Source organism: Maribacter polysiphoniae (assembly GCF_003148665.1).
Classification (GTDB): Bacteria; Bacteroidota; Bacteroidia; order Flavobacteriales; family Flavobacteriaceae; genus Maribacter_A; species Maribacter_A polysiphoniae.
On the sequence record NZ_QGGQ01000006.1, the window covers coordinates 1 to 14,504 of the forward strand.

Genomic DNA, 14,504 nt, shown 5'->3' on the forward strand with positions numbered 1-14,504 from the left:
ATCGCAGTACTTCCAGTACACCGAACCCATCAGGAAGATCATCTATACGACCAACGCCGTGGAAGGTTTTCATCGCCAAGTTCGTAAGGTAACCAAGACCAAGGGGGCATTTACCAACGACATGGCCTTGTTGAAACTGGTATACCTGGCCACAAAGAACATCGAAAAAAAGTGGACAAGCCCATTACATAATTGGAGTCTTACCGTTCAACAACTTTATATTAAATTTGGGGAGAGGATACCACTGGTCTTAAACGCCAATTCCTTTGGGGCTAGCCCCAAAGGAATTGGAACAACGGACAGAGTTTAATTTACAGACCCGGATTATTTAAAGTCCGTTAATGCCAACGCTATTTTTTCTATTTACACACTTTATGGGATAGTCCTTTTACACACTTTATGGGATAGTCCTTTTTTAGTCGTTTTGAACCGTATATTATACGTCTAACGCACTTTTCAATCGGATAGAACACTTGTATTTACTGATATTTAATAAATTACACCTAAAATGGATATGTATAATTGTACACATATTCATACGTTGGCAGCAATTAAACCAATCGAAAAATGAACAATATTACGAGAAATCAAATTTTATTATCCTTTCTAGTTTCCTTGATGATTGTTAGTTGTAAATCTAAACAAAGCACAGAAGAACGTTCAGAAAACACTACTTCAGACCAAATAGAAAGCACATCAAGTCAATCAGAAAAAGAAATAAAAGCTATACTGGAAAGAATCTTGGCTGCAGTTGGAAACAGGGATGCTCAAGAATTGGATGACCTGAGTTTCGACCAGGCCATTATCGCATATACATATCCGAAGGATGGACAATGGCAGCATCAAGAGATGACTATTGACTCGTATTTGCAAACCATCCGAGATATGAAAGATCCAAAGCCTATTTTAGAATCCGCCAATTCGTATAAGATAAATATAACCGAAGATCGATTGGCCTCAGTAATAATACCTACCGTCATTTCAAAATTCGGTGTTGCCAGTAGCAATGAGGTCAATCATGCTATAATGATGAAAGACAGCGACCAATGGAAACTATTAAGTGTTTCATGGACCGCTAACCGGATTCCCGAAGAAGAAAGAGAATTCGACTTAAATCTCTATGCACGCAACTATGCCCAAGTCTGGGGTAGTAACCGACCTGAGTTTGTTGCTATGTTTTATGCCGAAGACGGTTCATTACAAGTGAATGACGGAGAACCTGCCGTTGGTAGAAATGCCATTACAAATGTTGCTAAAGGATTTATGGACGCTTTTCCTGATATGATTGTTTCAATGGATAGTCTAGTCACTAAATCTGACAGAATACGATTCTATTGGACATTAAGTGGAACAAATAATGGGCTAAACGGAACCGGAAACAAAATAAAAATTAATGGATTTGAAGAATGGACTTTCAATACAGATGGATTAATCCAAGAATCAAAAGGTCATTTTGACAACAAAGAATACAAGCGACAACTTAACTTCGGAATTGACAAAAAATAACTGATGCCATCATTGTATAAGGTTAATGCGCTGTGATGGTTAGTGCTTTTATTCACAATTACACTAAGCCCCCCGCTGGCGCGAGCCTGACTATCGCAAGCCAGGCGTGCCGCTCATGGGGTATGACATCTTCCCTCACCCCAAGCAACACTGCCTATCAACACACTTGACATCGTGTAACATGTGCCCCCTAAAATGGGTTGTAGAATATGATTTTTTGGGGTCGAACCAACTATGGGTTTTATTAAGAACCATACTATTAGTTGGTAACAACAGTCAACTCATCAACAATATGTTTTGCGTTAGCGTATTTATCAATCAACCAAAGAACATATCTGATATCTACATTAATGGTACGTTGTAAATTTGAATCAAAAATGACATCTCCGGCCATGGCTTCAATATTTCCATCAAAAGCTAAACCAATTAATTCTCCTTTTCCGTTCACAACAGGCGAACCAGAGTTTCCGCCAGTAATATCATTATCCGTTAAGAAGTTTACTGGTAGTTCACCAAACTCATTAGCATACCGACCATAATCTTTCTTTTCGTAAATATCCAACATGCTTTGTTCTAAATCAAACTCACTATCATTAGGCTTATACTTATTGATCATCCCTTTTAAAGTGGTATAATTATTCACATTCGCATCATTTCTACTATCTGCTGGCAAGGCTCTCACTTTTCCGTAAGATAATCGTAAGGTAGAGTTGGCATCAGGATATTTTATATCACTTAATCCAGACTCCCGTAAACCTTTTACCAACAATCTGAATGACGCTTGAAAATCGTTTTCTGGTTGTTCTAATTCCTCAGGACTTTCTCTATACTTATCCAGTAATTGACCAGATAATTTATATAATGGGTCGTTAGCCAACACGGTTGCGTCTGGATTTTCAATGAATGCTTCTACTTTCTCTTTTGAGATAAATATACTTTCATCAAAAATTGTATTGACGTAAGAAGTAAAATCGTTGTTGTTCTTCCCTCCTATTTCTGCAACAATTTCCGGTAATGGATAATTGGATTTTGAAGCATATAAACCCAATTGTTTTGCTAAAACTTCTTTTTCCAAAGGCAGGTAAAAATCTTTATAAGAGCTTACAACCAAAGCATTTAATCTAGGTTTCAATTCTTCGCGTTTCGCTTCATTCTGACCCATGTAATATTCAAGATTTTGACCAATTCTATTCGGTAAAACCGCAAATTTACTGGAACGCAACAAGCTTATTAAATAATTGGCCTGTTTTGCTTTTTCATTTGTAAGATTATAGTAATTGTTGATGTTTTCAATTACGTTACCATACATCGCTTTATTCGCTTTCTTATTTGCCCACTTTACAAATTTCTTTTCCGTTTTGCGCTTTTTTTCCACCGTTTTATGTTCGGTTAAAGCTTTGATCATTCCTGCCCTGTTTTTCCAGTAGTTGGCAATACTTGCATAAGAAGATGCATACATCAGGTTTATGGATTCATCTTCATTCATGTATTTTTTCATCACATCCATGCTTAATTTAGAACCTTCAACCCATGCAGGATATGCGTAGTTCACATTTTGCTCTACACCAGATGCCGGCATCCAACGGTTGGTTCTTCCAGGATAACCCAAGATCATTGCAAAGTCATTTTCTTTTATGCCTTTAATACTAACAGGTAAATGATATTTTGCTTTTAAAGGCACATTATCCGTAGCGTATTCTGCTGGTTTCCCGTCTTTATCTGCATACACTCTAAATAATGAAAAATCACCAGTATGTCTTGGCCATTCCCAGTTGTCTGTGTCTCCACCATATTTACCAACATTTTCTGGAGGTGTTCCTACCAAACGTACATCGTTATAATCTTCGTAAACAAAGTAGTAAAACTCGTTGCCTTGATAAAATGAACGAACCGAAACAGTATATTTTCCACCTTCACTATTTTCTTGTTCAATTTTAGCAATCTCTTTATTAAGTGCTGCTTCGCGTTCCTTTTCGCTCATGCTATCATTAACTTGGGCCAACATACGTTTTGTAACGTCGTCCATTCTCACAAAAAAGCGAACATATAAGCTTTCTGGTTTCATTTCCTCTTTTAAAGACCCTGCCCAAAAACCATTTTTTAAATGATTCTGTTCTGCAGTGGATAATTCTGCAATAGCATCATAACCACAATGATGGTTAGTTAATACCAATCCGCTATCTGAAACTATACTTGCCGTACAGCCACCGTTAAATTGTACAATGGCATCTTTTAAACTTTGATTGTTAATACTGTAGATTTCTTCGGGGGTTAATTGCAAACCCATTTTTTGCATATCGCGATAATTTAAGCGCTCTATATGCATTAAAAACCACATCCCTTCATCTGCCATTACTGACGTAAATGAGATGATAAAGACAATAATTGCAAGAAAAAATTTCTTCATGATATTATGTTTTGAAAATAGCTATAAAAATACTGAATTTCATATTCCTTTTATAGCGCTTGAAATGTTAAAACCTTTTTATTTTTATCAACACTTTAAAAACAACAAAGTGCGTCTTTTGAATAAGTATAGTTGGTTTAAATGAAGTGGCGTAATAAGAACTGAAATGGAAGGCGTTCCACACCTAAAGTGGCACAGATCAAACCGAAATGCGTGGCACTATAACACCGAAACGCGTGGCACAAAACGAACCGAAGTATCCAGCTGTCCCCCCCACTGGCGCGAGCCTCTTTCTGCCCGTTGCCATTCAATGCGTTTTTTGCTACCTTGTACAGCAGGCGGAAAGCAAGCGTTATTTTGCTCCCGTACGGTTCATAACTTAGGCGTTATGCACCATTAGACAAACCACATGAAAAGTATATATGGGAATTTTAGATTTACTATTGGGTGAAAAAATTATCAAACACGATACTTTTTTTGGACAAATAGAAAGTGATAAAACAAGAAAAAAAGATGCAACGAAATCTTTAAATTGGAAAATCAATAAAAGAATTGGACCATTTCAAAATGATACTTTTATTATCCTTGAAGGTAACCATACCAATATAAATTCAACCCAAAAAATAGAATTAAGGAATTTTATTGAGAATTTTGATGCCATATATGCTTTTGAAATAGACCAACTTATTGAATCCAATAATAGCTTTATGAAGTTTAAAAATTGGAGAAGTGAATACTACATAGCTTTTATCTGTCCTTTGTTTGACTCAAATACAAATTTTGAAATAAATTTTGAGCCCATTGACGAGAAAAACAACGATGGATATTTTTGTATTGAATTGATAAATCGAGTTCTTAAAAATATAGCGATCTTGTAAATCAGTGCAAAACAAAGAACTGAGCTAAAAAACAAAAAAATGTGCTTTAAGCGTGTCGAAAAACAAACATTATTTTGCTTCCGCAGTGTATAAAGAAAAACCGTTGTGGCCAATACAAGGTTTGAAATAAATATCCGTATTTAACAAAACGCACACCTCCCCCATTCCAATTTGCAAGGTGGAACAGCCTTATATAATCAACCATACAACTGATTGAAACCATAGGAATCAACACCCCTTCTAATTAAACTTACGTTAGTGGATACCTACCAAAACAAAATCATATGGTATTGGCTTTCAATGTTTAAAACACACCTATCAGTCCGTTCGAGCGCAGTCGAGAACTTTTTGGTCACAACAAATAGGTTTCGACTGCGCTCAACCTGACATGCGTAACAAAATTTTCGAAATCGAATGGGTAACTATCAACTAACCTCAATAAACTTACTTTTCGTAATTGAAGGAATTAAAAATTGCTTATTTTATGATTCAAAATAGTTAGAAACCCTTTCTACTGTGTATATAATCCATCCAAAAGCCATAAACGATGTATCTGAATAAAATTTTTGTTTTATTATTTCTTTCAATAACCATAGCGGGTTGCAAAGACTATTATAATGAAACGATAGAATGGGTTGATAATCTAGAACGTGGACTGAATATTGAAACTGTGCAAAGAAGACAACCAAATTATATTGAAATTGACTGGGAAAATCCGCAAGTCATTGAAAACCAAAAATGGTATTTGATTGTGAAAATCAAAGGAAATAGCGATATTTTGAACATGTCACATTATTTGGTTTTTGTTGAAAACAAATATCAATATCGAGAATCGAGAAAGTAAAGGCCTGCGTACAGTAAAACCTACCACCCCGCTGGTCCGGTCATCTTTCTGCTCGTGCCCACAACGTATACACTATAGGCCCAACCCTTTTTTGCCACTTTCGAAGTGGTAAACCATAGCATGGGGCCAACAATACCCGCATCATATAAACCCAAGCAGCGCCAAGATAATAGGCGTAAATAGGGCTGTAAACAATCCGTTCAGAATAAGTCCCATACTGGAATACGCACCAAACCGTTGACTAATGGCCATGGCTTGGGCGGTTCCAAGACCATGACTTGCGGTACCCATGGAAAGACTTTTAGACATGGGGTTCTTCACTTTGAAGAGTTGCAAGATCTTAAAACCCGCTACAGACCCGAAGATCCCTACCATTACGACCATTGAGGCTGTAAGCGATGGTATACCACCGATTGAAGTGGAAATATCTATCGCCAAGGGCGTCGTAACCGACTTGGGTGCTATTGAGATGATCACCTCATTGGAGGCCCCCAACCATTTCGCGATAAGGACGCCCGAAATTATGCCTACTATAGCCCCCACTAATTGCGAAATAACAATAGGTATCACCTGTTTCTTTATTTTGCTTATTTGAAGGTAGAGGGGCACGCCCAAGGCCACAATCGAGGGTTTTAGAAAAAACTCTATATACTTACCCGCTTCATGATAGGTGTCATAGGAGATCCCTGCAGCTTTTAAAATGGCTATTACCGCGATTATGGTTATTAATATGGGATTTAGAAAAACCGAGTTGGTTTTATTTTGAAGATACTTTGTCAACCAATAAATTCCTATCGTGATGGTCAATAGGATATAAGGTTCTGAAATCAGTTTCATTTTTTATCGGTATTTGGTTTCTTGGATCTTGTTTTGCGCAATACCTGATGGGTAAAACTCGTGCTTATCAATACCAAGACCGTGCTTCCGATAACCGATGCCAGTATGGGTATCCATTCTTTGGAAATCAAATCCAAATAACACATAATGGCGATGCCCGGGGGAATAAAGAAGAATACCATATTGTCCAATAGAAAATCAGCAATTCCTTGGATCCATTTAAGTTTGATGATTTTAAAATGAAGGCCTGCTGTCAACAACAACATGCCTATGATACTCGAGGGGATCTTAATGCCCGTAAAATAAACTACCATCTCACCAAGGGCAAGACATACGAGTATCAAGAATAATTGTCTGATCATAACTATTTTTTTCTGCCACAAAAGTAATACCCACTTAGAACTATAACTAATAATGACGGCTGAACATTCCTATTCTTTCTTCCCTATGTACAAGGTAAAAAATAACGGTCGGCATGACCTTTACGAGCGTGGTTCCTACTAAAAAAGCGAACAAAAATGCAATCAAGTTGTACAACAATAAACGATTACATTTATCTTTAGATTACAAAACACCTAATGACGTGCATCAAGATGCCGGTTACATTCAATGGTAATCTGTAGCCGTTTTTAGGACGTGACATATACAATGACCCTAAACAAAACGATTGAAAGGAGGAAACCCATTTGGAATGTGATTTCGGAGTTTTATCTTGACACCGAACTTCAGGAAGCTGACTATGACCGGATTTCCAAGACGCTTATGGCATCCGGTTTTGATATTGAGGAACTAAAAGCAATGGATTTGTATGAGGTATTTCCTGTTCTTAAGGAAAATTTACTAAGTGCTGCCGGCGTATGGAATGGATTTGATGAAAACTGGCTGCATGAAGCTTGTGAAAAAGTTTACCTTAAAAGAAAGAATCGTTTTTTTAGGTGGAAAATAATGTGCTATAACCGCTTTTTGTACTGGATGCGAAAAGATCATTGGATCGAAATGGAAAACAGAATAAAAATGCGCGACTACAATAGTAACCGTTGCACCAACCCCTAATTCCCCCACTGGCGCAAGTATCTTTCCACTCATAACAAACCCACATGACAAATAAAGGCAGCATGTACTTTTAAAATCGATTCTTCTTTTATACGAACCCACTCGGAATCGCTAGAATTTGTGTTCTAAAATAAAAAAACTATCTTTCTTCGCTCTATTCGGTTGCATCCCAAAACCACAATGGGTAACCGATTTGGTCTGAACAAGCTGAAAAAAGACGTTAAGCGGGAGTAAGCACAAATAAAAAATGAAAATATGATAGTATGGTCAGGTAGAGGGTTTCTCTCCGCAGTGGTTTTAATCGCAAGCATTGTTATACTCGCGTATATTTTACCCAAGGAACAGGGGAATTACGGCATAATCATCAGTTTGTTCATCGCAGGGATATTCAGTTGGTTTATGGGTAAAAAATGGAATCAAAAAAACACTAGAACCTTGGTCGATAAGGAATCGGGACAAGAAGTGACCCTAAAACCCAATCACAGCCTTTTTTGGATCAAGATGGAATATTGGGGTCTGATATTCGGCGTTTTGGGATTGGTGGTCCTGGTTAAACAGTTCTTATAACCTTCCTGTACATTGAAAAGTCGGGTACATGCCCATGGCGCGAGTATGTTTCCGTCCTCAATTACAAAATAATATCAGTCCTGCTTCGGTGGGCTTCATTTTAAATGGAACCTTAAAAACACGGGCAGATGATCGGACAGTTTTCGGGCAGTTCCCAAATCCCCACAAAAGCGCACAAAATCCAACACCCCACTTTCGGTCTTTCCGATATCCTTACCGTAAAAGATATTGTCGATGGCATGGTTTAAATAGTCGGTACCGTCACATACCTTCTTCAGCGTTGTTTTTTGGTGGGTTATGGCGGCCGTATACCCCTTGCCCTTAAAAGTATCGAATAGGGGTTGGGATTCCTCAACATTGAAATCCCCCGCAAGGATGGTGGGTGCCGTAAAGTTAGCGGTAATGTACTGGGTCAGCGCCTCTATTTCAGGTTCTGGCCCTTTATCATGAGGCCTGGAATGAAAGTTGATCAGGGATAATTTTCTCCCGTCAATATAGAAATCCAGCAGGAAAGGCTCCCGATCGATAATCGCCTCCAAGGGTTGTATGAGTTCCCCCCTATTCTTGATCTTGATATGTCGGGTTTTCCAAATAAAGGCATAGCGTTCGGTAACATATTTCGGACTCTTTGTGGGGTTGCTGATCACATAGTCCCACTTGCTTCCTTTACGGTTCAGGATATCGCTTAACTTGGCCACGGCCTGGGCGCCTCCATAGCCCGCGACCACCTCTTGAATGACCAGTATATCGGCATCCCGGACAATCTCCGCCATTTGTTCCAGTTCTTCACTGTTCTTGGTTTTCCCGAAATCCTGGATGTTCCAGGAAACAAGCTGTACTTCCCCCTTTTGGGAAAAGGCAAGGCATGAAAAAAATAGAAGGATTAAAAAAGCCGTTTTTTTAAGCATGGGTTTTCTTTTACTGTTTACAAATCTAGATAAAGAAAGGTTGTCCGGTTTACGGAAATCCGTAATTACCCATAAATTGTACGGCCAAAAGGCATATTCCTGTTCCATAATCCCTCCCTAGACATAAAAAAACAGGATTCCATGTATCTTTTTCAGTGTTTATGGGTCTACCTAATGAACCATAAAATCATACACCTATGAATACATGCACATGCACCGACTGTGATTGCACCAAATGCAATTGCGGCAATTGCTCAACAAACAACTGTCCTTGTGATAAATGCGAATGTGACAAATGCGATTGTTGTTAAACCCCATAAAGGTTAGCCCCAAAAGCTAACCTTTTGTTATTTTTAGCCATGGAAACACAAGAAATATGGGATCGTTTCAACAATGAAGTCTATTTCTTCATTCTTAAAAAGGTGAATGACAAAACCGCTACCAGCGATATTTTCCAGAATACCTTCCTAAAGGTCCATAAAAACCGGTCGCAGCTTCAAGACGAAACGAAACTAAGGGCGTGGGTCTTTCAGATTGCCCGGAACGAAATAGCGAACCATTTCAATAAGGAATCGCTGTATGTGACAAAAACCCATACCGATACCGACATACCGTTGCAAAATTACCAACATATCTGCTGTTTTGACAAGTTCATAACCAATTTGCCCAAAATCTACCGGGAGGTGATCGAACTCGTTTATATCCAAGGGAAAAAACAACATGAAGCGGCAGAAATATTGGACATAAGCCTTGTGAATGTAAAGGCCAGGATACGTAGGGCCAAGGACATCCTAAAGAAAAACTTCAACGAATGCTGTAAATACGAGCTCGATAAAAATGGCCGCTTGACCGGGGAATCGAACTGTGCCGTTTGTCAGGATTAAGTGCCTTACCGGGCCAACCGTATCTTAAAACCGTTTTTGTCCTGAAAATTCCATGGCCTCCCCTTTTCCGAAACCAAAACTGATCCCAAAGGTGACAAAACGCCCACGCTGACTGAAATTTCGAAGGTAATAATCGGGCTGGTCGGTTATACTTTCCCGGATTCGGGAAGCGAAGACATCCCGTACACTGAGGTTGAGAATGGCCTTCCCCTTTAGGATTTTCTTCCGTGCACCGAAATCCATAAATAGGTTTTCCGATATTTCCTCTTGATACGTTCGATACCCAGAGATATAATTGCCCGTTAATTCAATATCGATATCTGCCGGAAGCTTGATCTTACCGATAAGTCGTGTCGACCATTGCTCCCCCGTAAAATCGAAGGAAGTACCTTCGAACGAACCCGCCCTCTCAAAGTGACCAAAGTTGAAATCGTTGGTGAACGAAATCCATTTTGCAGGAATATACTTGGCATTGAACTCAATGCCCGTTGTATTGTTGGTACCTATGTTCTGGGGTTGTGAGACACTCACGTTGTCCTCAAAAACGACCACCCGCTCTACCACATCCTCGGTATGGCGATAGTATACACCCAAGTTCATGGATACCTTACCCACCTTGTATATACTGGTAATTTCGTAGCTATCGGTATACTCGGGTTGTAAATCGGGATTTCCCGTACGGATGTTGTAATTATTACGGATGTTGAAAAAGGGATTCAGGTCCCACATCCTAGGTCGGAATATCCTTTTCGAATATCCCGCTTGTAGCGATAGGTCATCATTGATCTTATACGAGGTATGCCCGCTAGGGAAAAAATTGTTGTACCGTTTATTACCCCGTACATCGTTCGTTTGCAAGAGTGTGTTTACATCGGTATCCTCAAACCGGACCCCCAATTTCAATCCCCATGCATCATCCTCATAAGCCGCCGTTGTGTACACCCCCAACACTTTCTGTGTCCATTCGAACACATTGGTCAGATCGGGGTTCTCCTCAAAACCGACGCCATCAAAATCACTCACGGCAAAGTCATTCCCCACATCGTTGATTTGGTATTGCGCCCCCGTCTCAACGGTATATTTTTCGGCCCAAGGATGGGTATAATCGACTTTAAAGGTATAATCGGCCTGACTAAAGTCGGTCCGGGTCCTTTGTTGTTCGTCTTCCCCATCACCAACCGTTGTGGTATTTATAAAATCGGAAGATTGGTCCTTGGCAAAAAGATTGCCCGTGGCACTGATCAACAACGACTGGTCCTCATGGCCCTCAAAGTCCTTTTTATACTGCAGTTCATAGGAATATTTTGGGTTGGTGGCCTCGGTGAGCTCACGGCGCTTAAAGGCATCGGTTATCGTATTTCCTGGATCGTACGTACTAAAAACGGCATCGGAATTCTCCTTTTCCCATTCGTAGGCGAAATTCCCCGAAAGGGTGAGTACATTGTATTCGTCAATATGGTAATCGGTACCGAGAATAAGGTTGAAAAAAGTCTCGTTCTTATCGCTTTCGCCTATGCTGTTGATGGCCGTGTTTTCGACCAAATTCCGATTCTCACTTTCGTTGTCACTGGGGAAGGTCCTACGGCCAAAACCCAATTGACTGAACAGGTTGAATTTTTCGGTGCGTCGATTCAGGCTAAGTCCAACACTATGGTTGTTGGGGGCACCCGTATTGAGGGTAACGGCACCGTTCAGACCTCTTTTCTCCTCTTTCTTCAGTACGATATTGATGATTCCCGAAGTACCCTCGGCATCGTATTTCGCGGAAGGGTTCGTAATTACTTCGATACGCTCGATCATATCGGCGGTCAAGGTACCAAGGGCATTGCCCTGTTCATTGGCAATGACCGAAGGTTTCCCGTTAATGAGCATTTGTACCCCTGAGCTACCCCGTAAACTGACTTGACCTTCGATATTCACGTTTACTGAGGGCACGTTGTTCAAAACTTCCAACGCACTTGCTCCAGTGCTGCTCAAATCGGCCCCTACATTAAACACACGTTTATCAAGTTTAAAGACCGTTTGCGAAATTTCCCCTTCGACCACGACCTCGTTCAATTGTTGCGCATCTTCCCCAAGTACGACCCTGCCAACATCTATGCGACCATCCACGGCCTTCGCACCGTCGATACGCTTTGTCGTAAAGCCGATAAAACTTATCTCTATATAAAAATCGGTAGCTTTCGTTTCCAAGGTAAAACTACCATCCTCAATAGTGGTCGTACCGACAATCGGTTTTTCATTGGTAGGATCCCCTACAAGGACCGTGGCAAACTCAATGGGAGTGCCATTGGCCTGGTCCACCACTTTTCCCGTAATGGTAATACTTCCCCTTTGTGCGGTTACCTGCGGCATGCCAAAAAGGAAAAGAACAACACCCCAAACGAAACAATACTTCCTTATCATAAAAAACCCCATTTTGAAATCCAAACCCAAATATAACCTATAATAAAGAGGCAAGTTGCCGATTTTTGATAAACGACACCTGCCACTCTATGAAAACCACTGGTTTTTTGGGGAGATTCCCTTAGGAAATTATTCCGTCCAAACGGTAACACCGCCCGAGGGTACGGTTGGGGTGCCCAAAAGTATTTCTGCGTCCGTGGGCAAGGTCAATCCATAATCCTCTGAAGAATAGTTTACGGCGACCCAAAACCCATCGCGCCATTGTACATAGACCCCTTCCGGGTAATTCGCTATGGGGATATGGGCATTTTCATAGACCTGTGCCAAGATATCGCGTTCCAAGTCACCCGTATCGGTATCCACACCGATATAGGTGACGGTGCCTTTTCCTATGGTATTCGTAACCACGGCGGACTTCCCCGCATAGAACTGATCCGTATAGGTGGCCCAAACATTTTCCGGGGTATGGGCATGAATGAGATCGGCCCAATTATTCCAATAATATTCCTGGCCTTTTGCTTTGATCGTTCCTTTTGCGTTGGGCAACAATTGGTCGAAATAGTCAATTTCCGCATCAATCAAGGGATATATCTTATGGGCATACGCCCCTTGGAACAAATGCCCCCGTTTATCCTTCACCCCTGTTCGTATCGTCAGGACCAAATTACCCCCTTGGGCAACATAGTCCTGCCATTTTTTCAACATCGCTTCATCGACCATCTCGTACGCCGGCACGATTACAACCTTATAGGCCTTGAGGTCGGCTTCCCCATCCACGATTTCGGCAGTAGCCCCAAAGGATTTTACGGTCTCCAAATACTTTTGAAAAAAGGACATGGTATTCCATTGACTCGTCTGTGCTTGTCGCGACAGGCTCCAACGATTATCATGGCTCCAGAGTAAGGCGGTACGTCGCTGCTCCAGGATCTTTGGTTTTTTTGCCTTGGGATCATAAGCCTCCCTAAGGATCTTCCGCTCTTCAATGACCTGTTGGTATTCCTTTCCCCCTTGGGACAGTGAATGACCATCCAGGGTGGTCATACCGGCATGATACTGTTCGGCACCATAATTAATTTGTCGATAGCGATACGAACAGGCAAAAGACAGATCACCCCCAAAACAATGGTATAACCACATGCGTAGGGCCCCGGGCTGTAATAAGGGGTTAATGGCCCCCCAATTGACGAAACCGGGTTGCAGCTCCATGACCCCCGAAACCTTATCGTGTTGTTTAAAGTAACTCAGGGCAAAGGACAATTCCTTGGGATCCCCAAGTCTAAACCCGTTCTTACCGATGTTTGCCTGTCCCTTGTTCGGATAACTGGTAAACGAATCAAAATCGAGCTTTTGGGTTCGCCAAGGATCCGCGCCAAAGGTTGTGGCCGTATAATTGGTCGTAATATATTGGTTTTTAGAGATCAAAGGTCTTAAGATAGCCACCTGAAAATCCAAAAATTCGGCTTGGGTATCCGCTGTGTACCGCTTAAAGTCCAACAAGGCATGTGGATTGGTTCCCCACCATCCGACATGATCGGCGTTGGGTATGCTTATTTGCTTGAAATCGGCATATTTCTGGCTCCAAAAAGCAGCACCCCAGGCCTGGTTCAAAGCCGCAATGGTTTTGTATTTCTCTTTCAGCCATTGCCGAAAGGCTTCCTGGGAAGTGGGACTATAATCTTCCTTGGCTTCCGGTTCATTGTCCAATTGCCAACCCACGACGGTCGGATGATGGCCATACCGCTGTCCCATTTGAGCAATGATCTTTTTGGAATAGTCCCGCCAAATAGGGTTACTTAAGGACTGTAGGGCCCTTGTTCCATGTTCCCCCCGCAAATAATCGGAGCCCATACGATATATTTCAGGGTGTTTTATGCCCATCCAAACCGGGGGAATGGCGGTCGGGGTGCCTAATATGACCTTTAATCGGTATTTGGCGGCAAGATCGATCACCTGATCCAGCCAATCGAAATCATAGGTGCCTTCCTGGGGTTCCATATCGGCCCAAGCAAATTCCGACAGATGGATAAAATCGAACCCGATTTCCGAGATATTACGGATATCGCGTTCCCATTGACTTTTATCCCAATGTTCGGGATAATAGTATATTCCAAAGGACATTAAATCTTCCTTCGGGAAAAAACGTGCTGTATCCTGGGCATTTAACCCCAGACCCAAAATCGCCAATATCCCTATGATAAAATTCCTTTTCACCGT

13 protein-coding genes are annotated in these 14,504 nt (G+C 41.1%); 7 read left to right on the forward strand and 6 right to left on the reverse strand.

Features of this window, described 5'->3' with window-relative positions:
• On the forward strand, nt 1-310 hold a 310-nt coding region (locus LX92_RS13115), incomplete at its 5' end, for a transposase (RefSeq protein WP_146197832.1).
• A gap of 257 nt (nt 311-567) precedes the next feature.
• Nucleotides 568-1,506 carry an ester cyclase gene (locus LX92_RS13120; protein WP_109651342.1) on the forward strand — a complete coding sequence of 313 codons (939 nt, stop codon included), beginning with the start codon at nt 568-570 and terminating at the stop codon, nt 1,504-1,506.
• Between the two features lie 259 nt (nt 1,507-1,765).
• Here the strand turns inward: LX92_RS13120 and LX92_RS13125 are convergent, their stop codons facing one another.
• The gene (locus tag LX92_RS13125) at nt 1,766-3,913 is read right to left on the reverse strand and encodes a S46 family peptidase (protein ID WP_109651344.1); all 2,148 of its coding nucleotides are present in this window, start codon (nt 3,911-3,913) and stop codon (nt 1,766-1,768) included.
• Between the two features lie 422 nt (nt 3,914-4,335).
• On the opposite strand from LX92_RS13125, the gene LX92_RS13130 reads away from it, so the two are divergent.
• Both LX92_RS13130 and LX92_RS13135 read left to right on the forward strand, forming a co-directional pair.
• Nucleotides 4,336-4,791 carry a hypothetical protein gene (locus tag LX92_RS13130; protein ID WP_109651346.1) on the forward strand — a complete coding sequence of 152 codons (456 nt, stop codon included), beginning with the start codon at nt 4,336-4,338 and terminating at the stop codon, nt 4,789-4,791.
• A gap of 547 nt (nt 4,792-5,338) precedes the next feature.
• Nucleotides 5,339-5,635 carry a hypothetical protein gene (locus LX92_RS13135; protein ID WP_109651348.1) on the forward strand — a complete coding sequence of 99 codons (297 nt, stop codon included), beginning with the start codon at nt 5,339-5,341 and terminating at the stop codon, nt 5,633-5,635.
• A gap of 141 nt (nt 5,636-5,776) precedes the next feature.
• Here LX92_RS13135 and LX92_RS13140 read toward each other — a convergent pair whose 3' ends face one another.
• Complete coding sequence (locus LX92_RS13140) at nt 5,777-6,472, reverse strand: LrgB family protein (RefSeq protein ID WP_109651350.1); 696 nt, start codon at nt 6,470-6,472, stop codon at nt 5,777-5,779.
• On the reverse strand, nt 6,469-6,834 hold the full coding sequence (locus LX92_RS13145; RefSeq protein ID WP_109651352.1) for a CidA/LrgA family protein: 366 nt from the start codon (nt 6,832-6,834) through the stop codon (nt 6,469-6,471). The genes LX92_RS13140 and LX92_RS13145 overlap by 4 nt, the downstream gene beginning before the upstream one ends.
• Nucleotides 6,835-7,120: 286 nt before the next feature.
• Here LX92_RS13145 and LX92_RS13150 point away from each other — a divergent pair, with 286 nt between their 5' ends.
• Together LX92_RS13150 and LX92_RS13155 are read left to right on the forward strand one after the other, a co-directional pair.
• Complete coding sequence (locus tag LX92_RS13150) at nt 7,121-7,525, forward strand: DUF7079 family protein (protein ID WP_109651354.1); 405 nt, start codon at nt 7,121-7,123, stop codon at nt 7,523-7,525.
• 255 nt (nt 7,526-7,780) lie between these two features.
• Nucleotides 7,781-8,092, forward strand: a complete 312-nt coding sequence (locus tag LX92_RS13155) for a hypothetical protein (protein WP_109651356.1) — start codon at nt 7,781-7,783, stop codon at nt 8,090-8,092.
• Nucleotides 8,093-8,187: 95 nt separating this feature from the next.
• On the opposite strand, the gene LX92_RS13160 is transcribed toward LX92_RS13155, so the two are convergent.
• Nucleotides 8,188-9,000: an endonuclease/exonuclease/phosphatase family protein gene (locus LX92_RS13160; RefSeq protein ID WP_109651869.1), complete on the reverse strand. Its 813-nt coding sequence runs from the start codon at nt 8,998-9,000 to the stop codon at nt 8,188-8,190.
• 359 nt (nt 9,001-9,359) lie between these two features.
• Here LX92_RS13160 and LX92_RS13165 point away from each other — a divergent pair, with 359 nt between their 5' ends.
• Complete coding sequence (locus LX92_RS13165; protein ID WP_109651357.1) at nt 9,360-9,884, forward strand: sigma-70 family RNA polymerase sigma factor; 525 nt, start codon at nt 9,360-9,362, stop codon at nt 9,882-9,884.
• Between the two features lie 24 nt (nt 9,885-9,908).
• Here LX92_RS13165 and LX92_RS13170 read toward each other — a convergent pair whose 3' ends face one another.
• Together LX92_RS13170 and LX92_RS13175 are read right to left on the reverse strand one after the other, a co-directional pair.
• Entirely contained in the window at nt 9,909-12,290 is a 2,382-nt protein-coding gene (locus tag LX92_RS13170; protein ID WP_109651873.1) for a TonB-dependent receptor domain-containing protein, read from the reverse strand.
• A gap of 129 nt (nt 12,291-12,419) precedes the next feature.
• On the reverse strand, nt 12,420-14,501 hold the full coding sequence (locus tag LX92_RS13175; protein WP_244915932.1) for a beta-galactosidase: 2,082 nt from the start codon (nt 14,499-14,501) through the stop codon (nt 12,420-12,422).
• Between the last annotated feature and the right edge of the window lie 3 nt (nt 14,502-14,504).